Origin of the sequence: Sporosarcina jeotgali (assembly GCF_033304595.1) — a bacterium.
GTDB lineage: Bacteria > Bacillota > Bacilli > Bacillales_A > Planococcaceae > Sporosarcina > Sporosarcina jeotgali.
This window is the reverse complement of sequence record NZ_CP116341.1, coordinates 238,228-264,234: the sequence shown is the minus strand read 5'-3', so window position 1 is coordinate 264,234 and position 26,007 is coordinate 238,228. Positions and strand designations below refer to the sequence as shown.

General features: G+C 46.1%; 22 protein-coding genes and 1 tRNA gene. 8 read left to right on the top strand and 15 right to left on the bottom strand.

Annotation, left to right across the window (positions count from 1 at the left end):
- Window positions 1-37: 37 nt before the first annotated feature.
- Window positions 38-601, bottom strand: coding sequence for an NADPH-dependent FMN reductase (locus PGH26_RS01330; protein WP_323692241.1), 564 nt, complete (start codon window positions 599-601; stop codon window positions 38-40).
- Window positions 602-669: 68 nt separating this feature from the next.
- Window positions 670-2,622, bottom strand: a complete 1,953-nt coding sequence (locus PGH26_RS01325; RefSeq protein ID WP_323692240.1) for a cation:proton antiporter — start codon at window positions 2,620-2,622, stop codon at window positions 670-672.
- Window positions 2,623-3,097: 475 nt separating this feature from the next.
- Here PGH26_RS01325 and PGH26_RS01320 point away from each other — a divergent pair, with 475 nt between their 5' ends.
- Both PGH26_RS01320 and PGH26_RS01315 read left to right on the top strand, forming a co-directional pair.
- Window positions 3,098-4,150, top strand: coding sequence for a hypothetical protein (locus PGH26_RS01320; protein ID WP_323692239.1), 1,053 nt, complete (start codon window positions 3,098-3,100; stop codon window positions 4,148-4,150).
- A gap of 28 nt (window positions 4,151-4,178) precedes the next feature.
- Entirely contained in the window at window positions 4,179-4,361 is a 183-nt protein-coding gene (locus tag PGH26_RS01315; protein ID WP_323692238.1) for an SE1832 family protein, read from the top strand.
- Window positions 4,362-4,466: 105 nt separating this feature from the next.
- Here the strand turns inward: PGH26_RS01315 and PGH26_RS01310 are convergent, their stop codons facing one another.
- The 3 genes from PGH26_RS01310 to PGH26_RS01300 form a co-directional block, all read right to left on the bottom strand.
- A complete protein-coding gene (locus PGH26_RS01310; protein WP_323692237.1) occupies window positions 4,467-5,942 on the bottom strand; it encodes a phospholipase D family protein in 1,476 nt (491 codons plus the stop codon).
- Between the two features lie 116 nt (window positions 5,943-6,058).
- A complete protein-coding gene (locus tag PGH26_RS01305) occupies window positions 6,059-6,604 on the bottom strand; it encodes an RNA polymerase sigma factor (protein ID WP_323692236.1) in 546 nt (181 codons plus the stop codon).
- Between the two features lie 110 nt (window positions 6,605-6,714).
- Window positions 6,715-7,965 carry a hemolysin family protein gene (locus PGH26_RS01300; protein WP_323692235.1) on the bottom strand — a complete coding sequence of 417 codons (1,251 nt, stop codon included), beginning with the start codon at window positions 7,963-7,965 and terminating at the stop codon, window positions 6,715-6,717.
- Between the two features lie 342 nt (window positions 7,966-8,307).
- Here PGH26_RS01300 and PGH26_RS01295 point away from each other — a divergent pair, with 342 nt between their 5' ends.
- The gene (locus PGH26_RS01295; RefSeq protein ID WP_323692234.1) at window positions 8,308-9,705 is read left to right on the top strand and encodes a dipeptidase; all 1,398 of its coding nucleotides are present in this window, start codon (window positions 8,308-8,310) and stop codon (window positions 9,703-9,705) included.
- A 195-nt stretch (window positions 9,706-9,900) separates the two neighbouring features.
- On the opposite strand, the gene PGH26_RS01290 is transcribed toward PGH26_RS01295, so the two are convergent.
- The 3 genes from PGH26_RS01290 to PGH26_RS01280 form a co-directional block, all read right to left on the bottom strand.
- Entirely contained in the window at window positions 9,901-10,485 is a 585-nt protein-coding gene (locus PGH26_RS01290; protein ID WP_323692233.1) for a nitroreductase family protein, read from the bottom strand.
- Between the two features lie 83 nt (window positions 10,486-10,568).
- Window positions 10,569-11,054 (bottom strand): amidase domain-containing protein, encoded by a 486-nt coding sequence (locus PGH26_RS01285; RefSeq protein WP_323692232.1) that lies wholly within the window; start codon window positions 11,052-11,054, stop codon window positions 10,569-10,571.
- Between the two features lie 93 nt (window positions 11,055-11,147).
- A tRNA-Ala gene (locus PGH26_RS01280) sits at window positions 11,148-11,219 on the bottom strand.
- Window positions 11,220-11,342: 123 nt separating this feature from the next.
- Here PGH26_RS01280 and PGH26_RS01275 point away from each other — a divergent pair.
- The 3 genes from PGH26_RS01275 (at window position 11,343) to PGH26_RS01265 (ending at window position 13,135) form a co-directional block, all read left to right on the top strand.
- A complete protein-coding gene (locus PGH26_RS01275; protein WP_323692231.1) occupies window positions 11,343-12,362 on the top strand; it encodes a DUF2804 domain-containing protein in 1,020 nt (339 codons plus the stop codon).
- Window positions 12,363-12,450: 88 nt separating this feature from the next.
- On the top strand, window positions 12,451-12,921 hold the full coding sequence (locus PGH26_RS01270) for a YusW family protein (RefSeq protein ID WP_323692230.1): 471 nt from the start codon (window positions 12,451-12,453) through the stop codon (window positions 12,919-12,921).
- A gap of 88 nt (window positions 12,922-13,009) precedes the next feature.
- Window positions 13,010-13,135 carry a hypothetical protein gene (locus PGH26_RS01265; protein ID WP_323692229.1) on the top strand — a complete coding sequence of 42 codons (126 nt, stop codon included), beginning with the start codon at window positions 13,010-13,012 and terminating at the stop codon, window positions 13,133-13,135.
- A 10-nt stretch (window positions 13,136-13,145) separates the two neighbouring features.
- On the opposite strand, the gene PGH26_RS01260 is transcribed toward PGH26_RS01265, so the two are convergent.
- The 4 genes from PGH26_RS01260 to PGH26_RS01245 form a co-directional block, all read right to left on the bottom strand.
- Entirely contained in the window at window positions 13,146-13,457 is a 312-nt protein-coding gene (locus tag PGH26_RS01260) for a hypothetical protein (RefSeq protein WP_323692228.1), read from the bottom strand.
- Window positions 13,458-13,510: 53 nt separating this feature from the next.
- The gene (locus PGH26_RS01255) at window positions 13,511-15,340 is read right to left on the bottom strand and encodes an ABC transporter ATP-binding protein (RefSeq protein WP_323692227.1); all 1,830 of its coding nucleotides are present in this window, start codon (window positions 15,338-15,340) and stop codon (window positions 13,511-13,513) included.
- The gene (locus tag PGH26_RS01250; RefSeq protein WP_323692226.1) at window positions 15,294-17,066 is read right to left on the bottom strand and encodes an ABC transporter ATP-binding protein; all 1,773 of its coding nucleotides are present in this window, start codon (window positions 17,064-17,066) and stop codon (window positions 15,294-15,296) included. The genes PGH26_RS01255 and PGH26_RS01250 overlap by 47 nt, the downstream gene beginning before the upstream one ends.
- Before the next feature lie 171 nt (window positions 17,067-17,237).
- Window positions 17,238-18,137, bottom strand: coding sequence for an EamA family transporter (locus PGH26_RS01245; protein ID WP_323692225.1), 900 nt, complete (start codon window positions 18,135-18,137; stop codon window positions 17,238-17,240).
- 128 nt (window positions 18,138-18,265) lie between these two features.
- On the opposite strand from PGH26_RS01245, the gene PGH26_RS01240 reads away from it, so the two are divergent.
- Entirely contained in the window at window positions 18,266-19,915 is a 1,650-nt protein-coding gene (locus PGH26_RS01240) for a sensor domain-containing protein (RefSeq protein ID WP_323692224.1), read from the top strand.
- 70 nt (window positions 19,916-19,985) lie between these two features.
- On the opposite strand, the gene PGH26_RS01235 is transcribed toward PGH26_RS01240, so the two are convergent.
- Both PGH26_RS01235 and PGH26_RS01230 read right to left on the bottom strand, forming a co-directional pair.
- On the bottom strand, window positions 19,986-21,287 hold the full coding sequence (locus PGH26_RS01235) for a glycosyltransferase family 2 protein (protein WP_323692223.1): 1,302 nt from the start codon (window positions 21,285-21,287) through the stop codon (window positions 19,986-19,988).
- Window positions 21,284-22,066: a hypothetical protein gene (locus tag PGH26_RS01230; protein ID WP_323692222.1), complete on the bottom strand. Its 783-nt coding sequence runs from the start codon at window positions 22,064-22,066 to the stop codon at window positions 21,284-21,286. The genes PGH26_RS01235 and PGH26_RS01230 overlap by 4 nt, the downstream gene beginning before the upstream one ends.
- 130 nt (window positions 22,067-22,196) lie before the next feature.
- Here PGH26_RS01230 and PGH26_RS01225 point away from each other — a divergent pair, with 130 nt between their 5' ends.
- On the top strand, window positions 22,197-23,078 hold the full coding sequence (locus PGH26_RS01225; protein ID WP_323692221.1) for an SDR family oxidoreductase: 882 nt from the start codon (window positions 22,197-22,199) through the stop codon (window positions 23,076-23,078).
- Between the two features lie 681 nt (window positions 23,079-23,759).
- On the opposite strand, the gene PGH26_RS01220 is transcribed toward PGH26_RS01225, so the two are convergent.
- The gene (locus tag PGH26_RS01220; protein WP_323692220.1) at window positions 23,760-25,964 is read right to left on the bottom strand and encodes a YhgE/Pip domain-containing protein; all 2,205 of its coding nucleotides are present in this window, start codon (window positions 25,962-25,964) and stop codon (window positions 23,760-23,762) included.
- Between the last annotated feature and the right edge of the window lie 43 nt (window positions 25,965-26,007).

The window sequence follows — 26,007 nt, the reverse complement described above, 5'->3', positions numbered from 1 at the left end:
CCCGCGGAAATTCCGCTCGGACGGACGTTCTGATTCATTATTGTGCGTCAAGCATGCCGTGGGTCAGTTCTTTACCCATTTCTGTATACTTCACGAATACACGCGCTAATTCCTTCAAGCGGTCGTGTACATCTTCGTCTATGATTTTACTATTTTCATCAAAATGATCACGATGCGTATACACATAGTTCGGTGTTACGAGACATCGGAAATAGTCGAGTATCGGTTTCATCTGATTTTCTACGACGAGGTGGTGCTGATACGTACCGCCGTTTGCTACGATAGATACAGGTTTGTAGCGCATCGTGCGCGGGTGAAGCATATCAAACGCATTTTTCAGTACGCCTGGAATTGACCCCTGGAATACCGGCGTTGCAATAATATATCCGTCCGCTTCCTCAAACTTCCGGATTAGTTTCTTCATATCTTCATTATATTCTCCTGCAGGTCGCCCATCGACAAACTGGTGATCATACTCTGAGAAATTCAATCTCTCTATTTCAAAACCGCAGCCTGTTTCTTCTATATATTGCTGTACAGCTTCGAGCACTACACCCGTTTTGTTGCCGATAATGGTCCCGTCCACAAACAAAACTTTCAAAATGACCGTACCTCCCAGTAATATTCTCACTCTACATCCTATCAGAATGTAAGGAAATTTCCTTGCAATCAGCTTGATGGATTTCTTGCCGGTCCGCTTTGAATCGGCGGCGGCGCTTGGCCAGGGATAGGTGATTTTGTTTTCCCTTGATCCTCACTGAAACGTTTTTCTATTTTCTCATGCTGAACTTCTTCCTCGCCTTTTTCCTCGGCAATCCGTTCTTTGGCCCGTTCTATCTGTTTAATCGGATGTGAAAGCGCGACAATTGTATCACCGGCAACAGCCTGCAGTTCTTCGTTTGGCGTATAAAATTCAACGGTGCCATCCACCCGTAAAATGTAGAGCAGCACGGATCGATCGTCTCGCTCACGCAAGTATTGTGTGTAACTGTACTGCTTAGTAAGCACGGTTTTCCTGAATACGTGGCCCGAATTCATACGTTCTTCCAAATCATAGATCGATAGTGCCGGTGTGAATAGTGTACGGCCCCCAGTAACATTAAACGATTCTACCCCTTCTCCAACATGGAAGGAGGTTTGGAATAAATTCTCCCGTCCTACGTCATACAGGAAATCTGCGCAAATATGCGCATTGTACGTGTCCGCTTTCGTCATCGCAAGCATATATCGATACGGCGACAAATCTAGCGTATACTCGGTCTGCTCCGTCAAAATATCCCCGACGTGACTCGATAAGCCGAGTTTACGCGCATGAGATAACCCTGCCCAGGAAGTGTCCATCAGCAGCACGTCATTGCCTGTGTCTTGAATCGACCGTGCAAGTTCAGCCGCAAACTTGGTTCCCCCAACGAGCAGGACACCTGATTCATCCGTCGTCGTCAAGTTCAATCTCCGCGCAAATGGTCCAATTGTGAATCCATGCAGCACAACCGTTGAGAGCACTAACGCAAACGTGAGCGCAGTGAGCAATTCCGCATCTTTGTAGCCATTTTCCAGAAGAATCGATGCAAAGTACCCTGAAACGGTGAGGGCCACAATGCCGCGCGGTGCGACCCATCCAAGCAAATTCTTTTCCCGGTTCGATAAATCCGTGCCAACTGTAGACACCCATATGGATAGCGGCCGGACGATGAACAACATCGCCAGCACGTACGTAATAATATGCCAGTCAAAAATTTCAATGAGGATATGGGGGTTTAATGATGCCGTGAGCATCACAAAGATCCCTGAAATGAGAAGCACAGAAATATTCTCTTTAAATTGACGAATATCATGAATGGACGTCAAATGCATATTGGCCATGACAATCCCCATCGCCGTGACTGCGAGCAATCCTGTTTCGTGCATGAGTTCATCCGAAATGACGAACGCAAACAAAACGACAGCAAATAGCACGGGGGCTTTCAGAAATTCCGGTACGCCGCCCTTTTCAAATGCGTATCCCAGAATTCGTGCAGACGCCCAACCGATGAATACAGCGAAAACAGACGCTGCAATGAATAATCCAAGCGCGGAAAGAGACGCCTGCCCATTGATGAACTTAATGAACTCAAAAGCAAATACGGCAAGCAGTGCGCCGAATGGATCGACAATAATCCCTTCCCATTTAAGAAGTGCTGCTGGGCGCGGCTTCAGTTTCGCCTGCCTGAGCATCGGCAGAATCACCGTTGGACCTGTGACGATGAACAACCCGCCAATAATGAAGGCAACTGCCCAGGACAGCCCCGCCAAATAGTGTGCCGCAAGCGATCCTGCGATCCAAGCAATGAATGCACCGAACGTGACGATGCGCGTCAGAGGTTTACTGAACCCTTTAATTTCACGGAAGTCGAGGTTCAGACTTCCTTCAAATAATATAATTGCAACCGCAAACGAGATAATCGGACTGAATAGCTCTCCCAACGTTTCTTTCGGGTTGATGAATCCGAATACAGGCCCGACGAGCAAACCGGCAATCGCCATAACGACAATCGCAGGAAGGCGATACCGCCAGGCCACCCATTGTGAAAGGATACCAATCAGCACAACGAGCATAAGGTCTGCAGCTATAGATCCGAACATTGGATGTCGCCACTCCTATCAGTTGAAATTTCGTATTAGTGTACCACATCTACTCTATGAAACCACTTTTTTGCGGTTTTGTGATGAATAATCCAGCTGGAACCCTATAAACCTGTTTCCTATGGATCAAACACACACAACCATTCAACGGATCAAGATGATTTGCTCATAAACTTTGGATTCTGATCATAAATTTAGAATTCCGCTCATAAATCCCTGAATGTGATCATAAATCTGGATTTCCGCTCATAACTCCCTAAATGTGATCATAACTCAATAGTTCCGCTCATAAATCCTGAAATATGATCATAACTCTGCGAACCTGATCATGACTCCCCTTAATCATCCCTCACACCATTCCAACTGTCCGTTTTATCCCCTCTTAAAAATCAGCTTGGAAAACCTTTCAATAGAATTCTTCATAAGTCCAGTACTCTCTTCATAGAGTAGGAGGTGAAGAGACTTCATAGAAAGGATGATTCCTATTACGACTCAACCCAAAAAGCTGATTGCACTCTGTCTTTCATCTACTGAAGAAAAAAATGGCTATCCCTTACGGAGAGCGTTAAGGATTGCAGAAGAACTGTCTTCTGAAGCTACCATTGTTTTCATCACAGATGTCCCTCTGCCTGATATTCCCACAGCGTATCGAACTATGGAGGCCGCTACTCATCGTACCCTTCTTCAAGTTGTATCCTTTTTGAAACCCGATCTTCTTATACGCGATACGGGCAGCACCGTGAAAGACGAAGTGGAAGCGATTTGGAAACTCGTTCCTTCCATCTTACATTTCGATGATTTCGGTGAAGGCGGACATGCCGCTGACTTCGTTATCCAAACATTATATGGAGAAAATGCTGTGGATGTTACGGATCAATTCAAAACAGGAATTCGAACATTCATGCCCGATCCACGCTGCGAAGAATTACGCGCAAAGCGGGATTTGCAAACTTTCGGCGATCCTCCACGCCTGCTCATTGCATTCGGGGAAAAAGATCCAGGCAACTTGACATTCCGCGCGTTCCGTCATGTGATGAACCTGCAAATCCCGCTGAATGTCACGATTTTGCTCGGTAAATCGTATGAACACGATGCGAGCACACTGCAAATGATGGCATTGAGCCGAAGAAATACGTCTGTCAAAAAAGCACCTCATGACTTCCTTGACCTTGCTGCAGAAGCGGACATTGTGCTCTGCGGAGGAGGCTATATGCCATATGACGTGGCAAGCATCGGGGTACCGTGTATCGTACTTGCACAAAGCAGTTTCGAATCCGAGCTTCAATTTCCAACTGACCGCGACGGGTTCTCCCATTTAGGACTTGGACGCAAAGTGAAGCAGTCCAACCTATTGAACGCAATCATGGAGCCCCTGCTGCACGACTCCCTGCGGAAGCGGGACATTGACCGTCAGCTTGCCTTGCCGCTTGGTGAAGAGGCAGATACTTTGTTTGAAACCGCTCGTTATTTACTGGATCATCCGAAGCGCGCAGTCCCCGGCAAACCCCTTCGTGATGTGGTAAACTGAGGGAAACTGTACGGGGAGGACGATCGACATGACGAAATCACAAATCGAATCCGAAATCGCAGAACTTAAAATGGACTACATCAGTCTCCAAGGGGATATTGAAAAACTGGAGTCCACCGGCCATGGTGACTCTGTCCAAAAAGCCGAAGCACGCCTCGCTAAAATGGAAGATCGTCTCGCAGAACTTAACGAACAGCTAGCTGCTTTTTGAATACTGCTTCCCGATGATCAACAATTCATTGTGAATGAAAACTAAAATCCTCTCACCCGCAACAGGTAAGAGGATTTTTTGTTGTTTCCCGGTCTTTCATTCAATTTAATAGGAAGTCAATTTCAACCACTCTTGCAGTGCATAAATGACACGCTGCGGGCGAGTAAAGGTATTTTGATATTCTTCCATATCCAGTGTGAAAAGTGCATCTTTGTTCGTCCATAACCGTTCGAAATACGCATCCAGCTCATCCGCAAGTTCGCTGTCTGTCGGCGCAATGACATACAAATCGTTCTCCAAATTATAGTTATCAAGTGTACGCTCCGTTAAATTGGCAGACCCGTTTAAAATATGCACGTTGTCATCCCGTTCAATCATAACGAGCTTCGTATGGTACTGGCCTACGACGGTATTGTACCAGCGGACTTCGATTGCGCCATCGCTGTCTTCAACGAGTTTTTGTACGACAGGACGATTCGGCAGTCCTGATTTTTCATTCCCAAACGAGTTTTTGTTCGGATCTAAAATGAGTTTCACTTCGACACCGCGTTTAGCAGCTTCCGTTACTTCTTTCACAACACTTGGTTCAGCAATGAAAAACATGCCCATCCGGATGCGGTCACCGGATTGCGCGGCGATGAGTTCGTCCATCAGCACCTCTTTAATTTTACCTTCAGTTACGTATTGAACAGCGTATTCCCCGTCTTCGGGTTCTTCCGCTTCAATACGCGGCAGCGTTTGTCCAGACTGCCCTGTCGTATAATTCAGTACGGCTTCTTCGGATTCCAACATATCGTTAATGATCGGCCCTGTTACTTTAAATGCAACGTTTCCATGGAAACCACTCGCGTCATGCGGATTGGAAGATGTCACTAGTCCTGCTTTTTCCGTGGCAATCATTTTCCGATGATTGGACTTCACATTCAGTAATTTAACATACGAAGCCAAACGAAACTTTGGTGCTTCAGACGCCATTGCATTCGGTATCCATCCTTTCCCTCCGACGTCCCCCCAGCGGAATAATGTCCGGTACAATCCTGAATAGAGCGGCATGGAGTCACGCAGCGGATCCAAGTCGGTATACACCACTTCCACCCCTGCATCTTTCAGCTTTCCAAACCATTTCGATTCGTAAGAGCCATACCCGTTATTGATTGGATCCGTGATAAAGACAATTGGCATATCCGGATGTTCACTCTTTTTATCCACCAGCTTCTTCGTGATGGTTTCAGCAATCTTCGGGAAGTCGAGGTCTTCATCTGAATAATGATCCATTAAGAAGAAATCCAGCACGATGAACTCATCGGCTTCGTCAATCATTGAATATACTTCCTGGAAGATATTCTGCTCATGTTTCATATTTTCTTTTTTCTTATCTGTTGAGTAGGTCAGATCAGTGAATACTTCCACATCATCTGTCCAATGGACATCTCCTTCATAACTAACACCTTTTGGTAATGGCTTATATGTATGATACAAAATGACAGCAATATAGATGAGTATAAACACACCCAGCACGAGCCATATGATCCGTTTCTGTTTTTTTGTAAAACGCTTGCGCTTCTGTTTATTCTTTCCCACGCCTTCTCCCCCGCTCTGAGTTCATCACTGTAGCATTCCCTATCTGCTATTGCGTCAAACTATTAGTAAAACAAAAAAACTTCCCCTAAACCAGGAGAAGTCCAAAATTGTTATTATCAAGCAATCACGAGTTCGTTAACCGACTGATCTTGCGTTAATAGCTCTTTTAAATACTTTTTCGCACGGAACAAGCGAGACTTTACTGTACCGATAGAAACTTGCATCATTTCAGCAATTTCAATAAGTGAGTATTGATTGACATAGAAGTACTCGATCGTCGTCTTGTAGATTGCATCCAGCTCATTGATTTTACTTTGAACGGCAGCGCGAAGATCCTGTTTCTCAACGATTTCGCCCGGCAGCGGACTGCCGCTCGGCACTAAATCGAGCAATGGAACGTCCAGGGTGTCCGGCTGATTCATGACATACTTGCTGCGACGCACATCCTTACGATAACGATCTCTGAACGTATTCATGCAAATCGTCGTCAGCCATGCTTTCATGCGGTCTACGCCTTCCATCCGATCGCTCGTACGGACTACTTTAACCCAAACGTCTTGCATAAGATCTTCTGCTTCTTCTTTGTTTCGTGTTAGTTTCAAACATAAGTGATATAAGTATCTGCCATATTCATCATGTAATTCATTGAGTGTTGGTTTCATCCGTTAACGCCTCCGTGTTCTAGCTGTTACGTTTAGTATGCACTAGAACACGATGCTGAACTATCGGAGTTTCTTTCAGTTACCTTACAAACGTGTAAGGTTGCTGTATATTAAGATTCGTCGTCTATCAATTCTTCCGGACGGCGTATGATTCTGAGGCGGACAATCCGGTTGCGGTCCATCTCTTCGATCTCAAACAGTAAAGGACCGTATGTGAAACGTTCCCCGGTTTCCGGTACATGATCCAGCTCCTGGAACGCAAAGCCGCCGATGGTTTCGTTTTCTGTCGGCAGGTCGATTCCGAGAAGTCTTACCGCCTCTTCGATTTCAAGACGTCCCTGACAAACGAGTGTGTCTTCGGTATGTTCATAGACCATTGCGTCTTCAGCTTCGTCGGTTTCATCTTCAATTTCCTGACCGATCATTTCTTCGATAATGTCTTCATGCGTGACAATACCAAGCGTTCCGCCATACTCGTCCAGTACAATTGCCATATGCTTCTTGTGGGCAAGCATCATTTTAAATACTTTCTCGACACTCGCCGTCTGGACGACAAACAATGGATCGTGGTCAATCATATCCTTGAATGGTTCTTCGGGTGTCATAGACCATTCAATTAACCGTTTAGAATAGAACACACCAATTATCTTATCGATGCTTTCCTCATAGATCGGATACCGTGTATAGAAATACTCGAGCACCGTCCCCCGAACCTCTTCATAGGTTGAATCGAGCGGCAGAGCAACAACGTCCGTCCGGTGGGTTCCCATGACGTCTGAGACGTCTTTTTCTGGAAAGTCGAGGACTCCTTTTAACCGCAGTGATTCCTCTTGCTGGAACGTCCCTTCCGTTGACGCGAGATCGACCATCGAACGTAAATCTTCTTTAGTCAATGTTGCTTCCGTCACTGCACCTTTTGACAGGATGCGGATGAACAGATTCGTGAAAAGCGCTAACAAGTACGTGAGCGGCGTTAGTAATTTAACAATCACCCGGATGACAGGCGCGACCGTATAGGCTAACTTATCTGCAAAGGTGGCAGCGATGGTTTTCGGCAGCACTTCTCCGAAAATGATGAGCACCACTGTTAAAAGTCCAGTGAGCAGACCGACATTCAGGCCTTTGTCGATGGCGATCATAGTTACGATGGTCGGCATCATGATGTTTGCGATATTATTACCGATTAAAATTGCGGTAATCATTCGATCTGGTTTCGAAACGAGGGCGCGGAGCCGAATTGCTTTAGGGTCTCCTTGCTCTGCACGCATTTGGATTTTCATCCGATTAACGGCAGTTAGTGCAGTTTCACTTCCTGATAAGAAAAATGACATCACCAAAAAGAAAGCAAGTGCGATGAACAAGAGCGATTCCTCCCGAGAAATTCGTGGTTCGTTTCGATTTGCATATATAGACGTATATCTAGTTGCAGAAGTTGCAAACCTAAGACGGCTACAATTTGAATCCGATTTTATAGCTGTTGAAATAGTATAGCATAAGTACCAGAGAGAAAAGGATTCAGAAGTCTCCTCTTTTTCGAATCCGCTCTAATTCTGCTATACTAAAGGAATCAGCATCGTCTCAGTGATCCCTTTCCATTTGTATGGATTGCGCTGAATTCTGATGGCGGATGATGGGAATTCACAGGGGTTTCCCCTGCTGCAGACTTGCATGTATCTAAATGAAAACGAAAAGGGGTAATTTTCATGGCAACGCTTGACCAAATGAATGAGTACTTCGAAAAGAATCGCGACACACATCTTAATCAGATGAAAGAATTTTTGAGTATTCCAAGCATCAGTGCTCTGTCTGAGCACAAAGCGGATATGAAAAAAGCAGCAGAATGGCTGTCTTCATCTTTCAAAGAAGCTGGACTTGAAAACATCTCCATCGAATCGACTGAAGGACATCCAGTCGTCTACGCAGACTGGCTTCATGCAGGGGGCCAGCCGACCATTCTGATTTACGGCCACTACGACGTGCAGCCTGTTGACCCGCTGCACTTATGGGAAAGCGCACCATTTGAGCCGGAAATCCGGGATGATAAAATGTTCGCTCGCGGATCTACAGACGACAAAGGACAAGTGTTCATGCACGTAAAAGCAGTCGAAGCGCTTATGCAATTGGACGGCAAGCTTCCGCTTAACGTCAAATTCATTATCGAAGGTGAAGAGGAAGTTGGAAGTCCGAACTTAGTGCCATTCATTGAAGACCATAAGGAACAGCTAGCTGCGGATACACTAGTTATTTCTGATACTGCGCTTCATGCACCCGGTCAGCCTGCAATTTGTTATGCGCTTCGCGGATTGAGCGGCGTACAAATTGATGTGTACGGTGCGAAAAGCGACCTGCACTCCGGCGTTTACGGGGGCGGTCTTCAGAACCCGATCCATGCAGTTGCAGAAATTTTAGCATCTTTCCACGATCAGGAAGGAACAATTGCTGTGGACGGTTTCTATGATAGCGTCCGCAATTTGAACGAAGAAGAGCGTCAGGCTTACAAAGACCTTAATTTTGATGAAGAAGCATTAAAACAGGAACTTGGAGTTACCGAACTGTTCGGAGAACCTGGTTATTCGTTCCTTGAACGTACTTCTGCCCGTCCAACACTTGAAGTTAACGGCGTATTCGGCGGATTCAGCGGTGAAGGCATCAAGACTGTTTTACCTGCAGAAGCCGGTGCAAAAATCACGTGCCGTCTAGTTCCGGATCAAGATCCAGCTGAGATCGTTGAAAAGTTGAAAGCACACGTCGAAAAGCACAAGCCTGAAGGCGTAAAAGTAACGGTAACACCGTTCGACCAAGGACGTCCGTTCATCACCCCATTCGATCATCCGGCACTTAAAGCTGCCAGTGATTCATATGAAAAAGTGTACAAGGTACCGACTGTGTATACACGCGGGGGCGGATCGATTCCGATTGTTGCTGATTTCGATGAAATTTTAGGCTTACCGGTAGTCCTCATGGGCTTCGGGCTTGAAACAGAGAACCTGCACGGACCGAACGAACACTTAACACTTGAGAACTTCGACAAAGGATTGCGCGTACTTGGCGACTATTACCAAGCACTTTCTGCGCTGTCTAAAGACGAGCTGAAAAAATAATTCTTTGAATCCCTTTATTGCGATTGGTCGCGATAAGGGGATTTTTTGCAGTAGATGTGCAAGACTTCTAAGTATATCCCTCTCTAAGCAGGTGAAGGTTTGTGTTGAGGAAGATTAATACCTTGTCGGCAAGGGTATTAATAGGTTGATTCCCAATAAAAAAGCCTCTTCCGCATAAAGGGAAGAGGCTGTCGATTATTCAGTTGGTTCAGCTTGCCAGTAAGTGACGATGTCTTCAACCGGTGTGCGCGGTTTCGTTTTTGGCAATTCATCAAAATGACCGAACTGGAGCATGCTAATGATTCGTTCGCCCGGCTGGACGCCCAGTACATTGCGAAACTTCGGGTCATCTATGAATCCAGGTGTTTTCCAGCATGTGCCGATGCCTTTATCCCAAGCGAGCAATTGAATGTTTTGAATCATCGTACTGGCTGCTGCAAAGTCTTCCAGACGTTGCTTTTGACGAGCATCTTCCGGGACGATAACAAACATCGCTGCACTTGCACTTGTAAATTTACCCATTTGTTTTTCCAAAGTTTCATCCGATAACTCTTTCCATTTCGGTACACCGAACTCACGCAAGACTTCTAAAAATTGCTCGTAGTTATCTTCCGCAGCAAGAACGAAACGCCAAGGATTACGATTGCCGTGATTGGGTGCCCAAATTGCATCTTCTAAGATATCGTCAATTTCGCTTTGTTCTACAGGCTGTCCATTAAAGCTCTTGATGGAACGGCGCGAAATAATTGCATCTCTTACTGATAGTGCTTGTTCATCCATTTTTGTATCCCCTTTTGTCATTGTTAAATTTCAGTATACATCATTTCGATGTCTAGTTTCTAATTTCATTAGTAAGTATGCTGTTACGAAAACTCGTCGTTTATCCGAAAGAAGATGTATTTTGCGTTTGGCCGATATGCATAGGAATCCTTGTAATCCCAGCTTCTTCTTTGCACGTCATACGTGTGGGCATTGACGAGCGGTGATGCACCATCTTTAGCTGTCACGATTGTTGAATGGTCAAAGCGGCCATCTCCTTGAAAGTCATATAAAATGACGTCTCCTAGGTTCAGTTCTTCAGCTGATTGAACTTGATAGGCAGTTAATCCTTTCTTGGAACCTCCCAAGTACCAACGCAGGGAATGTGCTACAGACCAACTGAAACTCCAGCTCGAATTTGTAATCCACCATCCTCGATCACGCACCGGGCTTCCGTGCATAGGTGCTCCGCCTGCACGCAAGCATTGTGAGATGAAATTTGTACAATCGACATCGAATGAAGGATATTGTGGATTTCGCCCATCCCACCATTTGTCCGCATACCAAACAGCGGCTTCGCGGTCATACATCGATTCGCCTCCTCACCCTATTCTATGTGAGAAGCCAGAGTTTCATCCTTAAAATTATACATAAAAACGCCCGCTGAGCGGACGCTGGTAATATGGAGCATACCGGATTCGAACCGGTGACCCCTTCGCTGCCAGCGAAGTATTCTCCCGCTGAACTAATGCCCCGTGATTTCACAGATTTTCAATTGGAAAATGGCGTTGCTGGATAACGCTAATTCAGTTCCAATCTGATACAATTAAAAGTATAGCAACAACTGCGATAGATGACAATGTTTAGGAGGACGGCTTATGCAACATGCAGAACGCGAACTGACTTCGCCTGTATTGCTTTGTGACAGCAAAGGATTACTGAATCCTGAAGCGATTGGCTATGCTCAGAAGCCGATTATCCAAAGTAATTTAAAGGGACAGTTCCCAAACAAGAAAAAGTGGAATACGTGGACCGTTTACGGAGAAGAAGTCTTGTTCACAGCTACCATTGCTCACTTTGACATCGGTGCTGTCTGTCTGGTCTATTTCCTCGACTATGAAACGGAGCGCTTTTTCGAGAAGCGGATTTCCTTGCCCTTTGCACGTCATGTGAAGATGCCTGAAGATGTGCTCACGGATATTAAATTTGCAGATAATCGTCTCTCAATACATGCGACCTATTCCACTGAAGAGACGCACTTATTTGTCTCCATCGCTGAGTTTGATAATGAAACCTTGCATGCAGATCTTCACATCAGCCATCCTGCAGAAGATCAATCATTAAATGTCGTCGTTCCGAAAAACAGGAATACGTTCCAACTTACCGCAAAGCACCATACGTTACCCACTTCCGGATTCTTGAAAATTGGTGAAAAACGGTATGAATTCAACCCGGATTACAGTTTCACGGTATTGAATTATACGCGTGGCGTCTGGCCAAAGATGACGAAATGGAACTGGGCAATGGCTTCCCAGCGTTCTAGAGGCCGGCGGATCGGATTAAACTTCGGAGGTTCTTGGACAGATGGCACAGGTATGACAGAAAATGCGGTATTCGTCGACGGCGTAATGACGAAAATCCATGAAGATGTGATTTTCACTTTTAATCCGGAACGTATGATGGAGCCCTGGACAATCCATACTAAGTTCACAGATTGCGTAGATTTGTCATTCACCCCTTTTTTCGAACGGGAAGCGAATGCCCATCGCCGGGGATTAAAAGCAGATTTCACTCAGCTATTCGGCTACTTCAACGGGAAAGTACAGTTGGAGTCTGGAGAATGGCTGTCGGTTCGCAGCCTTTTAGGATCCTGTGAGGCGTTTCAAGCGAAGTGGTAATCGTTCACTGACCCCTCTCGTTTAAATTCGTTCGAAAAAAGGTACAGTAGTATCAAGCAGTCGAATTATTCAGAGAGGACGTGAGACGTTGAATAAGCTAGCAGCAATGGGTTCTGTAGTGTTTGCGAGCGTTCTATTTGTCAATGGATGCGGAAATATGGGTAAAGATGCAAACAAAGACAACCGTGAAGAAGCAGACATTATAACAAATGAGCAAAAAGAAGGCGGCGACCGGGATACGGGTGATGGATTTGGTTTCACCAAATTCGATTTGGAGATTGACGTCGACAACCAAGACGCGGTCGAGGCCGAGTATGAGGTCGAAAAAGACTTTGAGCCGGAATTCCAAAATAAGTTGACCAACATCGACTTAAAAGACGAGGACGCTATGGCCGAGCTCGACAAGATGTTCTCGACCATTAACCTTCAACACGATATGTCCGGTGAGGAAGCGCGAGAAAAAATCTTAGAGTACTTCCAGATTGACCTGTATTCGAAGTTCAAGCTCGACGTCGAGTTTGATGATGGCACCAAGATGAATTATGAGGATAAACAATAAGTCGTTAATGGAAAGCCGCTGCTCTAGTGGCTTTTTTGTTTTGCAGGGTTTTGGTAGGGCGGGGGTGTGGAAGGGATTTGATGCGGGAATGAGCGAGTTTAGACACGGAACGAGCGGGTTGGACGCCGAAATGAGCGGGTTCAGTGACGGAACGAGCGGGTTGGACGCCGAAATGAGCGGGTTCAGTGACGGAATGAGCGGGTTGGACGCCTGAATGAGCGGGTTCAGTGACGGAACGAGCAGGTTGGACGCCGAAACGAGTGGGGCGGACACGGAACGAGCGGGTTGGACGCCGAAATGAGCGGGTTCAGTGACGGAACGAGCGGGTTGGACGCCGAAACGAGCGGGTTCAGTGACGGAACGAGCGGGTTGGACGCCGAAATGAGCGGGTTCAGTGACGGAACGAGCGGGTCGGACGCCTGAATGAGCGGGTTCAGTGACGGAACGAGCGGGTTGGACGCCTGAATGAGCGGGTTCAGTGACGGAACGAGCGGGTTGGACGCCGAAACGTGCGGGTTCAGTGACGAAACGAGCACGTTCCCCACATCCCGCAAAAAGACGCTCCCGCCAATTGGGGAGCGCCTTCGTTTTATAACTTCGATTGTTGCAGCATCGTATAATACATACCCTTTTGGGCGATCAAGTCCGATTGACTCCCGGACTCAATGAGCTTGCCTTGGTCCATGACATAGATGGTATCCGCCTTTTTCACCGTATTCAGCCGGTGGGCAATGACGAAACTGGTGCGGCCAGTCATGAGCTTTTCAAGTGCCGCTTGGATTTCCAACTCCGTCACTGTATCAATACTGCTCGTCGCTTCATCCAGCAATAGCAGCACTGGATCTGCAACGAACGCCCGCGCAATGGACAGTAACTGTTTCTGCCCTTGGGAGATTTCACTTCCGTCAGCCGTGAGCAGCGTATCGTACCCCTCTTCTAGACGGCTGATGAATTCATGAGCGTTTGCTTTCTTCGCAGCCTCTTCAATCTCTTCATCCGTCGCATCCAGTTTTCCATATCGAATGTTTTCCCGTACTGTCGATTCAAATAAGAACGGATCTTGCAAAACGAATGCAGTCTGACTGCGCAAGGTCGCACGCGGCAGCTCGTCAATCGGAATCCCGTCTATCAAAATCGTTCCTGCATCAACTTCATAGAACCTCGCAATCAATTGAACAAGCGTCGTTTTCCCGGCACCCGTTGCACCTAGAAGTGCCGCGGTCTCCCCTGCTTTCACATGTAACGAGACATTCTCCACTGTGTATCCATCCGTTTCTGGCGCATAACCGAATGAAACATTACGGAATTCAACGTCCCCTTTTAGCTGGATCTCTCCATTCGCCTCCGCAGCATCCCGTTCAACGTCTTCTTCCATAATTGAAAATACTCGTTCCGCACCGGCAATTGCGGACAGCACCGTATTGAATTGGTTCGCCAAATCGTTTAGCGGGCGTGTGAATTGGCGCGCATACTCTGCGAACACAACGATTGTACCGATTGTTACAATTCCATCCCCTCGGAGAGCCAGCAAGCCGCCGACTCCAGCAACAATCGCAAATGCCGCGTTGTTTAACATATTCATTACTTTTGGGATGAACCCTGAATACGTCAATGCCCAGAAACCGGTTTTCTTCAACCGGTCACTTTTCGCTGCGAACTCTTCTTTCATCCGTTCTTCTTGAGAAAATGCTTTAACAATGCGCTGACCGGACATTGTCTCTTCAATCATTCCGTTCAACTCACCAATGGCGCGCTGCTGTTCTTTAAATAAAATTCCAGTACGCCGCGTGATCCAGCGCATGGCGATGAACATTACAGGAACGATCGTCATCGTCAGCACAGTGAGCAGCGGACTGAGATAAAGCATGACTGCAAGTGTCCCGCCCAGGGTTAAAATGCTCGAGAATACTTGGATGAACGATGAATTCAGCGTCTGGCTAATGTTTTCGATATCGTTTGTCATCCTGCTCATGAGTTCCCCGTGCTGGCGCTTATCGAAGAACGATACAGGGAGTTTCTGCAAGTGATTAAATAGTCCGGAACGCAATTTATAAACTGTATTTTGAGCAATCCCGACCATCCAGAAGTTTTGGAAGTACATGGTGAGTGACGTTCCTGCATAAATCGATAACAACAAGCCAATCTGCATAGCAAGTCCATCCGTTTTCATCGGAATGATGAAGTTATCAATGGTCTTCCCGATTAGAAAAGGACCTAGCAGCGTAAGCCCGGAGCTCGCGAACACCAGAACCAGCACAGTTATGAGAAGCCCGCGCTGTTCATCTACAAGCCGCCACACGTTAAGCAATGCCTGCTTCCAGTCGCCCACTTCTTCCCGTTTGCGTTTAGCGCCTTTTTTCAAATTCTCGCGTTTAATGATCGGTTCGTAACCGAAGGGCTTCCTTGCGTTGTTCACCATCGTCCGCCACCTCCTCATCCAACTGGGACTCAGCTATTTTTCGATATAATTCCGATTGGTCCATGAGCTGTTCATGTGTGCCATACGCAGCCACTTCCCCTTCATCCAGCAAAAGGATGCGGTCAGCTCCTTGAGCGGTATGGATCTTTTGAGTGATGACAATCATCGTTGCCCGTTCACCCTCCAGCGCTTCCCATAACGCGTTCTCCGTTTTCACATCGAGCGCACTCGTACTGTCATCCAGCAAAAGAATAGCAGGCTTTCGAACGAGCGCCCGAGCAATGGATAACCGTTGTTTTTGGCCGCCGGATAAATTGACTCCTTTTTGGCCGACACGCGTTTCATAAGTCGCCGGAAAACGTTGAATGGATGCATGAATCTGAGCTTTTTCCGCTGCAGCTTCCAGTTCATCCGCACGCGCTTCAGGATCTCCCCATGCTAAGTTTTCACGGATTGTCCCTGTGAAGAGAACTGATTGCTGCGGCACGAGACCGATTGCATTACGCAGCTCTTCCAGCGGCCAGTCTTCAATACTTTTTCCGTCAAGTAGGATTACTCCTGAAGTTGCTGTGAAAATCCGGGGAATCAAGTTCAGCATGGTTGACTTACCCGATCCTGTAGCTCCCATTACGGCAATTTTCTCTCCGGGATTAATGGCGAACGAAACATCGGATAATACCTTTTCCGGATGACCCGGATAGTGGAATGTTACATGATTAAACTCCAACGCACCGCGCTTTTCATTTCCATTCTCAGATTCACCCGGCACGATGATCTCACTGTCATCATCCGCAAGCAGTACCTCCTCCATACGGACAGAAGACGCTTGAGCACGTGAGAATGCGACAATGAGGAATGAAAACATCGAGAAGCCGCCAGTGATTCGGAATGCGTAATTCACAATCGCAACGATTTCACCGACTTGCGCATCCCCTGTACGAACGACCCCTACTCCAAACCACAGCACAATCATCAGACTTCCGTTCATAATGAGCAGTAAAATCGGCATAATCAGTTCCATCATCCGGAATGCCTTCACCGTATCTTTTCTTAATAAATCAGCGACCTTTGAAAAACGGCTTCCTTCATAGACGCCGCGTAAATAGGCTTTAATAAGACGGACAGCTTGCAGATTTTCCTGAATGACCCGATTCACGCGATCCAGGCGGCGCTGCACGTCCGAGAAATACCCGACTCCTTTTCGAGCCATAACAAATAGAAAGACAAATAGAAATGGGATGCCTATTAACAGGAACGATGCTAGCTTCACATTCACAAGCATTGCCATCACCAGACTGCCAATGACAACGAGCGGAGCCCGCAGTAAAATTCTGAGCCCCATGAACAGAATGTTTTGCGCCATCGTCACATCACTCGTCAATCTTGTAATGAGAGAAGACGTCGGAAAACGTAAAAATGTCGCCATGGAGAATGCCTGAATCTGCTTGAAAAGCGCTTGTCGCAAGTCATACCCAAAACTTTGCGCGGCATGAGCCGCAAAGAAAGAATTTGTCACACCTGATATTAATGCGAGAATCGCGAGCCCCATCATGATGCTTCCATAAAGGATGATGGTTTCCCGGTTGCCTGCGGTAATTCCGTCGTCAATTATTTTAGCGATGAGAAGAGGCTGTATGAGCTCAACACTCAACTCAATTAACATTAGAACGAGTGCAATGACTATCGGCCATTTATATGGCTTTGCATAAGAAAATACTGTTTTCATCGGCATAATCCTTCCTGAACTGTTTCGTTTCTCGAACTACTTAGTTATCATAAGTATGCCATATTCCTTAAAGGCTGTATAGCAATTGAACAGAATTATCAGAACCCCGGATTTTATGATGAAGCTATTTAATGTATAAAAAAACGCCCTCAAAGGAGAGCGTTCAAAATACTATGTTTTCATCCGTCCTCCGGCAATGGAAATTCCTGTAACCCCCAGCAGCATGACGATTGCGCCTGTCAGCTGCCAGACACCGAGAACAGCACCGAGCCAAATAACCGATACGATCATGGCAGTCAGCGGTTCGAAACTGGAAAGGATACTTGTTTCAATTGGAGAGATGTATTTCATACTGGATAAGAACAGCAAGAATGCAACCGTTCCGACAATGATAACCCCCAGCAGCATCAGCGTAATTTTCCAGTCAAACAGATACTTGAAATCCCGGACCATCATGACTGGGTTCGTAATTAGCAAGGTGGATCCTCCAACAACCATTGCCCAGCCAATGGATAGCAGCACGCCCCACTCTTGCATGAGTCGAACTGGATAAAGCGTGTAAAATGTGAATGCAAATCCCACTGCAATTCCCCAGAATACAGCACTCGGGCTTAAACTGAAGCCGGATAAAGATCCATTTGTCAGTAATAAGAAGAGACCGCCTAACGTCACAAACATGCCAATGATCTGCGCAGCGGGCGGGATGAACCGCTGACGGATTGACACGAACAGAATGACATAGATGGGCGACAAAAATTGGAAGAGTGTCGCAATAACTGCGTTACTCTGTGCGATTGCAGAGGTGAATGAAAACTGCACACCCAGCATTCCCACAACCCCAAATATCAGCATTTGGCGGGCCCATACTTTTTGGCGCCATGGCCGCGTCACTTGCTTCCCTTTTATTTTTAAATAGGCAATTAGCAGCAAACCTGCTGTAAGAAGGCGAATTGTCAGTAAAAATGAGACGGACATCCCGCTATGCCCAAGCGTCCATTCCATCATCGGACCCGATAGTCCCCATAATGACGCACCGATGATAATCATTGCTAGTCCTTTTATCCGCTCCATTAAATCACCTTCATTTCTATAAAATCTATCTATATCAAATTACACTATTTTTATTTTCACTTATAGGTGAAAAGTTCTTTGTTTTCCTATATACTAGTCTTATGAACTAGTTGAAAGGGGAACACAGCATGACAACCTTGCGTGAACAAATCGATCCGGACATGCCTGACATCCGTCGCAGTCTTGATCATTACTATATGGTAACCCGAACTGATGCCGAAGGTCTCGTAATTTCGGTAAATAAAAATTTTCTGAACGTAAGCAATTGGACTCCTAAACGTATTTTAGGCAAAACTATTTGGCAAATGTTCGATGAAAACGAGGAAGCACAAGATGCTATCCATGTTATTTGGGAACAGCTCAAAGAAGGTAAGACTTGGTTCGGAACTGCACAAAAGCTGAAACGCACAGGTGAAACGTACTATACCAACTTGCTCGCTGTCCCTTCCATGTCAGAAGACGGGATGCTGGAAAGTACGATGTTCCTTGAACTTGATATTACGGAAGAAGTGCATTTGAAAGAACGCCTTGAACAGATTGCATTCATCGATGTAGAAACGGGTCTAATGAGCCGTCATAAATTAGAAGTGCTCGTGAACGAGATGATAAAGGATGAAAAAAGTTTTTCCTTCGTCTACTTGTCAATCGACCATTATTATACGTTAAAAGAACTTCAGGCAGGAACTGCCGAGACAGAGCTTACCCAAGCCTTTGCCAATCGCTTAAAGCGCTACTTCCAAGATAACCCGATTGCACGCGTCGGAGGAAGTCAATTTGTCATTTTAACTCCTTTTGGCGACTGGTACGTTCAAGGATTCCTGGAATTTCTTGAACAGCAGCCGATCTATGTGGGCAACGAAGCCCTGCCTCTCTCGATTAGCGGCGGGATTGCCCGCTACCCTGAGGACCAGAAAAGCTTTGTGAATTTATTGGAAGCATCCGCTATGACATTAGAAGAAGTCCGGCAGCAAGGCGGCGGGAAGATTGTTTCGTTATCCGCATCTTCTCACAAAGTGCTTGACCGCCGTTCACTCATTAACCGGAAGTTATTAACCGCACTTGATCATAATAGACTGCAAGTCGTCTATCAGCCGCAATACGATATTGCTTCCGATAAAATCTCAGTCTACGAGGCCCTCGTTCGCTGGGAAGATGATGAGCTTGGCACTGTAACGCCTGATGAGCTCATTCCGATTGCCGAGGCGAATGGATTGATTGCCAATATTGGTGCATACGTAATGACGGAGGCTGCGCAGTTAGCTGTTAAACTGGATAGAAAGAAAGGTTCGCCTCACGTTTCAGTCAACACGTCCGTTCGTGAATTCTCCAACAATCCGATGAAAGACAATATTCTTGGCATCCTGCAGGAGACTTCGTGCCGACCGGGTCAGCTTGAATTAGAAATCACGGAAAAGTTCGCATTCCAAGCTGAAGAAGAGCAATCCATTATCCAGCAGATGAAAGAATTGCAGGATGCCGGAGTTGAATTCATCCTCGATGACTTTGGTACAGGCTATGCATCTTTCCGCTATATGCAGCATTTGCCGATTTCAAAAGTGAAAATCGACAAAGTCTATATGAACAGCCTTCTCTCGCATCCAAAAACACAACAGCTTGTTGAAGGAATGATTCAATTCAGTAAATCGATGGGCCTTTACACAATTGCTGAAGGAGTCGAACATAAAGCACAATACGACTTGCTGAAAACGATGGGAATCGATGCCGTCCAAGGGTATTATATCGGTGCTCCGGTTCCGGCAGAAAAACTCATTAAGTGACTCCAATAAAAAGAGCTTTTCCGAACCCCTTTCGCAGGGACTTGGAATTGCTCTTTTTTGGTGCAGGTGCTCATTTCGATTTAAAACGCTGCGTCTTATCCCAGCCGATCACTTGTCGATTCTTTTTCGCTTTCACATACAAAATCAGACTGCGGACGAACAAGTACGAAAACAGCTGCGCATAGGTGAAGTACATAATCACGCTAATGAACACATTGAGCGGAGTGAAGGTTCGCTGCGTTGCCTGTGCGGCAAACAGCTGCGTCGTGTAGACAATGTACGCTAAATACCAGATGAACAGCAGCGGATACGTATACTCGATGTAGAAGATATCCAAGATCCCTAACGCAAACCACACATACGAAATGATGAGGAACAGCCAAAAGATCACGTACACGAGTAACTGATGAATTGAGTGAACGAGAAGCTTTCCTTTGAAATAGCCTGGTTCTGTTAACGTTTTTTCAACAATATACAAGTTCCCTTGCAGCCATCGTGTCCGCTGCTTTAAGTAAACTCCGAGCGTCTCAGGTTCCTGTTCCCATGTAATGGAATCCGGAACAATCGGTAAATAGTATCCCGCTTTCGTAATTCGAAGCGTCAGTTCAGCATCTTCTGCAATCGCATACGGATCATATCCGCCGAGTTCCTCAATCACACTGCGTTTTACGAGCATGTTCGTTCCAGTTAATGAACCCGTTTTGAATAATTGCCAGCGTCCTGATTGCATCAGCAATTGAAACACTTGGAACTCAATTGAAATCATGCGAGTCAGCCAGTTTTTCTGCTCGTTAATCGTTCTCACATACCCCACAGCACCGGCTGATTTCTTGTTTTCTTCAGCTGTTGCGACTAACTTGATCAGCGCTTCTGAATCTGGCTGATTATCCGCATCATAGACACAATAATACTTATTCGATGAAATACTTAACCCGTAATTGAGCACTCGGGACTTTCCGCGCGGTTCACCAGGAGGTACTTCAATGTGATGGACGTTTTTGAAAGTGGCTGCAAAATCGTCCGCGATCTCTCCGGTTTCATCTGACGAATTATCATTCAACACGTAGATTTGCAAATCTCCCGGGTAATTAAGCGCCGTCATCGCTTCAATCGTATCTTTGATGACCACACCTTCATTATGAGCTGGTATTAAAATATCAACGCCCGGATAAAACTTCAATTCCGGGATCTCACGTTTCTTCAAGCGATTATAAAGACCCGCGAGCGTCAAGAGTGAATAGTAGCCAAGCAATGTCAAAAACAGAGCTGTTGTGATAAACAGAAGAATTTTCACGTTAAAGATTGCAGCCAGCACAAGTCCCACTAGAAAGACAGTTGCTAAAACGAGCATAAGGACGAGACGTTTATTCATCGAATCACCAACAATTCTTCAATGGAACGCTCTCCTTCTATTTGACGGACGTTCCAGTTGATTTGCTCGTAAGCTCCCTCTTCGATTTGTACTTTCATCTTTTCTTTCAGCCGTTCCTCGACAATCTTGAATCCGTCTTCACTAATGTTTTGCAATAACACAACAATCGTCTTGTCGTTAAAATGACCTACGAGATCATAATGCTTCCGCAATGTACCGAAAATGATAGATGAACACGTAATTAACGCTTGTTTACGTGCTGTTTTGCGGAGTTCCGATAAATCTACTTGAATGAAGTATCCCGGTTCACTATGTCTTGCCATGGTGGACAGCACTAAGGAAGATTGCTTTTCAAATTCTCGTTTCGTCAATACACCATGTTCAGAAATGTATTCCTGCAACTCTTCCAAACGACTTTTCAAGGTCATATTTTCTAAACGATATGAATAGACGTACTTTGCAATACTGTAAAGTGCAAAAAGATGCAGCAGGAACAAAAAGTGAGTGCCAATTCCGGCAGCTTGCTCACCTGGTGACCAGCCCTCCAAAAATGCTTCGTACAAAAAGTAAAAAACCGTCGCTAACGTTAATAAAATAAAAATAAAAAAAGCCATGCGGTCAGTTGCTAAGAAAAATAGGACCGCAGCCCCGACAAATCCTACTAACACGTATAAGGAATTCTGATCACTCTGCAGCCACAGCAATACCGCAGCAGATGTCAGCCAAACGATTGCAGCGATTGGCATTTGAAGCCGCTGCCAAAGGGTAACACTTTTCACACCAACATCCCCCCACTTGATACACCTATTAATCTTACTCTTCCCTAATAGTATATTCAAAAACACACGAGGTTTGCCACTATTGCATATGGGAATACTTTTATTAGATAACCGGTTAGGAGGATTTAAAATGACAAAAGATAAATACGAAGAAATCGACGAGAACGTAAAACCCCAAACCCAAGACCAGCAGCCTGGTGTAGAAGCAGAAATGTCACCCCAGCCGATTTACGACGATGAACTGTATAAAGGTTCTGGAAAGCTAGCTGGGAAGAAGACGTTAATCACGGGAGGAGACAGCGGAATCGGACGCGCAGTAGCCGTTGCTTTCGCAAAAGAAGGCGCAGACGTGGCAATTGCTTATTTAAGTCCGGAAGAAGATGTGGATGCGGATAAAACCGTTAAACTCATTGAAAAGTACGGCGGAAAAGCATTTGCAAAACGTATCGATATTAGTGAAGAAGAGAATTGCGAAGAGTTGGTCGAGGCCGTCGTTGAAGAATTTGGCGGACTTGACGTGCTCGTGAACAATGCTGGAAAGCAATTTCCGCAAAAATCATTGCTGGATATTTCAGGCGACCAGCTGCGTGAAACGTTTGAAACGAACTTCTTCGGACTCTTCTATCTGACTAGAGCCGCGCTGCCTCACTTGAAGGAAGGGAGCTCAATCGTCAACACCTCTTCAGTTACCGCTTATAACGGATCTCCAGGGCTTCTCGATTATTCCGCAACCAAAGGAGCAATTACGACGTTTACACGCTCGCTTGCCCTAAATCTGGCCGATCAAAAGATTCGTGTAAATGCCGTTGCGCCAGGTCCAATCTGGACGCCCCTCATCCCATCGACGTTCGATGCAGCGACCGTTAAAAAACATGGAGATAATACACCGATGAAGCGCCGCGGCGAGCCTGCAGAAAACGCACCCGCCTACGTGTTTCTCGCTTCAAACGATTCCAGCTATATGACAGGCCAAACCATCCACGTCGATGGCGGAGACTTTGTGGGATCGTAATTTCATACGAGCGCAGCAATTCCCGAGTGTCGGGGATTGCTGCTTTTTTGTTGATCTAAGGTTCTTAGTGCGGTAGCCCGCTGCCTGGGGGAAGCCCTCTTAAGTTGATTAATTGTGTGCGGTGGCTGATTCATTTGCTCATCTGGCCGATTGTCGTCTCGAGTTGGCCGATTCATCTCTGGATCTGGCTGATTCATCACGCAATGTGGCCGATTTCTACTCCCATCTGGCCGATTCACCCCTGGCCACAAGAATTCACTGCAAAAACAAGCGCAGCGCTACCAATTAATCCCTTTTCGCACTTGAATTGTGTCCCGTTATCGACAAACTCTCCTATGTGTCGGAGAAATCCCAGCCGGTGTCGGACAAGTCAACATCTCTGATCGAGAAACACCCGAGAGTGACCGACAAGTCAACCAAGCTGATCTAGAAACTACATCGCCGCTCAGCAAACACTCCATCCTGCAGAGATATCACCGATTCATACCCATAACAAGTGGATAACTCTTATCCAACACCAACTTGACACATAACAAAATAATTTCTCTGTGGATAACCCCGCTTCAATCCCCAATTGGGCATAACTTCATCGCTGTCCGTCGATAACTTTTCAAACCCCTTACTTTTTATCCACAAAAAACCGGCAGACGTGTATTCCGTCTGCCGGTTTTGAATTTTTTCTTATGCTTCTGCAACTTCTGGTGCAGAATGACGTTTTTTGAACAACAATGCGAAATAGCCTGCTGTCAACGCCAGACACACAACCATAAAGCCAAGCAATATGCCATTCGACGTCCAGAGATGTGTCATATCGCCTGTAGAAATTGATGCTTTAAATGCCTGAACAGAGTATGTCATCGGCAAGAATTTATTGAAAATCTGAAGCGGTTCTGGAATCAATTCCAATGGGAACGTTCCCGCGCTTGTGACGAGCTGCATGATCAAGACGAGAATCGCCAGGAAGCGTCCTGCGTCACTGAATACAGAAACAAACAATTGTACGAGCGCGATGAATGTGTAACTTGTGATAATCGCTGTAAGAATGAACATTGGGGTGTTGATGGTATCCATGCCTAACCCGTATTTAATGACGCCTACAGCAATCAATGCTTGAATGAGCCCGACGACTGCGAGCACAGAAACTTTACTTGCGAACCAGCGGAATGGACCTGTTGGTGAAATTGCTGGTTGAACTAGCGGGAATACGATGGATAATAGTAACGCACCGACGAATAATCCCAGGGATAGGAAGTATGGTGCAAATCCTGTTCCGTAGTTCGGTACTTCGTTGACCGCTGACTTCTCTACATCTACTGGAGCGGCTACCATGTCATAAGTTTTGTCTGATGGATTGACTTCGGAAGCGGTATCGTTCGCTTCAGTCAATTTTTCTTGAAGGGTTCCTGTTCCTTCATCCAATTCTTTCGCTCCGTCAGCAAGTGCTGCTGAACCCGTTGCTAAGTCTTGTGATTTCGAAGCAAGTGTCCCTGTTCCATCTGTTAATGTTTTTGTTCCAGCTGATAACGCCGATAGTCCATCGACCAGCTTGCCAGATCCTTCTTTTGCAGCAGTTGCGCCTGCAGCGAGTTTGCCAGCACCTGCATTCAACGCGCTGTTTCCTTCAGCCAGCGCAGAGGATCCTGCAAGCAATTGTCCGGATTTACTGTTCAATTCATTGACTCCTGCAAGAGCTTGAGCGTGTGCCCCAGCTAATTGACCGGCTGCTCCATTCAATTCTTTTGCTCCTGATTGAAGTGCCGCAGTTCCTTGTGATAACTCGCCAAGTCCGCCTGCTACTTGGGCACTGCCTGCTTTCAATTCACCAAGAGCGCCTTGTATTGCTGCTTTTTGTTCTTCAGGAAGGGAAGCTAAAATCGGTGCAAGCTGTTCCGATAATTGACCGAGTCCTGCGTTCACTTGCTGCGCTCCGCCAGTTAGCTGACCAGCTGCTGCATTGAGGGAGCCTGACTTTTCAGCAAGGTTGTTCACACCTGCTCCGAATTCTTTTTCTTTTGCACCAATCTGCTGATAACTGCTTGCAAGTTTCCCAACACCTTGCGTATATTGAGTCAGGCCTGCATTCAAATCGCTTGCACCCGCAGATGCTTTTTGAGCACCGTTTTGAAGCTCGCCAGCACCTGACGATAATGTTCCTAGTCCCGAATTTAATGAAGACGCGCCATTTGCAGCTTCGATAACACCTTTTTTCAACTTATCCGAGCCGTCTGCAAGTGTTACTGTACTTGAAGCAAGCTGCGCCAAGTATCCTTTTAAATCGTCTGTTCCTGAAACAAGTTTGCCAGAACCGTCATGAAGTTTTCCTGCACCGTCTGCTGCGTCTCCGAACCCATCCCCCATTTTTTTAATGGAGTCAAAAAGCTGTTCCGCATACGTGGATGATACTTTTTCATTCACTTCCGCTTTGATGCGATCCATCGCTGTTTCACCGATTTGCGCCGATAGGAAGTTGTAACCTTCGTTCGGTTTGTAGATTAATGCTAGTTTCTCAGGTGTTTCATCCAATAACGTTGTCGCGTGCTGCGAAAAATTATCTGGAATTTCGATCGTCATGTAGTAATCCTGATCCGTAAGACCTTTTTTAGCTTCGGATTCCGTTATACTTTGAAAGTCAAACTGCTTACTGTCGACGAGTTTATCGACCAGTTCGGTCCCTAGATCCAAGTCTTTCCCTTCAAACTCTGCGCCTTCGTCCATATTTACAACTGCAACGGGTAATGCATCCATGTTTGCGTACGGATCCCAAAACGCCCATAAAAACATTCCTGCGTATAATACCGGTATAAATAGAATCGCAATCATCGGCACAATCATTTTTCGTGTGCGCAATAACTGCTTCCATTCCGCTCCTGTCATTGTCTTCTTCATCTTTTCTCCTCCTTGACTGGTTGACCGCTTTTGCTTTCTGGTC

What these genes read in the sequence shown, in the direction of transcription:
- PGH26_RS01240 (WP_323692224.1), top strand. Translation starts at nt 18,266, where the DNA reads ATGACAACCTTGCGTGAACAAATCGATCCGGACATGCCTGACATCCGT.
- PGH26_RS01305 (WP_323692236.1), bottom strand. Translation starts at nt 6,604, where the DNA reads ATGAAACCAACACTCAATGAATTACATGATGAATATGGCAGATACTTA.
- PGH26_RS01235 (WP_323692223.1), bottom strand. Translation starts at nt 21,287, where the DNA reads ATGAATAAACGTCTCGTCCTTATGCTCGTTTTAGCAACTGTCTTTCTA.
- PGH26_RS01285 (WP_323692232.1), bottom strand. Translation starts at nt 11,054, where the DNA reads ATGTATGACCGCGAAGCCGCTGTTTGGTATGCGGACAAATGGTGGGAT.
- PGH26_RS01325 (WP_323692240.1), bottom strand. Translation starts at nt 2,622, where the DNA reads ATGTTCGGATCTATAGCTGCAGACCTTATGCTCGTTGTGCTGATTGGT.
- PGH26_RS01220 (WP_323692220.1), bottom strand. Translation starts at nt 25,964, where the DNA reads ATGAAGAAGACAATGACAGGAGCGGAATGGAAGCAGTTATTGCGCACA.
- PGH26_RS01275 (WP_323692231.1), top strand. Translation starts at nt 11,343, where the DNA reads ATGCAACATGCAGAACGCGAACTGACTTCGCCTGTATTGCTTTGTGAC.
- PGH26_RS01245 (WP_323692225.1), bottom strand. Translation starts at nt 18,137, where the DNA reads ATGGAGCGGATAAAAGGACTAGCAATGATTATCATCGGTGCGTCATTA.
- PGH26_RS01250 (WP_323692226.1), bottom strand. Translation starts at nt 17,066, where the DNA reads ATGAAAACAGTATTTTCTTATGCAAAGCCATATAAATGGCCGATAGTC.
- PGH26_RS01295 (WP_323692234.1), top strand. Translation starts at nt 8,308, where the DNA reads ATGGCAACGCTTGACCAAATGAATGAGTACTTCGAAAAGAATCGCGAC.
- PGH26_RS01225 (WP_323692221.1), top strand. Translation starts at nt 22,197, where the DNA reads ATGACAAAAGATAAATACGAAGAAATCGACGAGAACGTAAAACCCCAA.
- PGH26_RS01255 (WP_323692227.1), bottom strand. Translation starts at nt 15,340, where the DNA reads ATGGTGAACAACGCAAGGAAGCCCTTCGGTTACGAACCGATCATTAAA.
- PGH26_RS01290 (WP_323692233.1), bottom strand. Translation starts at nt 10,485, where the DNA reads ATGGATGAACAAGCACTATCAGTAAGAGATGCAATTATTTCGCGCCGT.
- PGH26_RS01315 (WP_323692238.1), top strand. Translation starts at nt 4,179, where the DNA reads ATGACGAAATCACAAATCGAATCCGAAATCGCAGAACTTAAAATGGAC.
- PGH26_RS01265 (WP_323692229.1), top strand. Translation starts at nt 13,010, where the DNA reads ATGAGCGAGTTTAGACACGGAACGAGCGGGTTGGACGCCGAAATGAGC.
- PGH26_RS01320 (WP_323692239.1), top strand. Translation starts at nt 3,098, where the DNA reads ATGATTCCTATTACGACTCAACCCAAAAAGCTGATTGCACTCTGTCTT.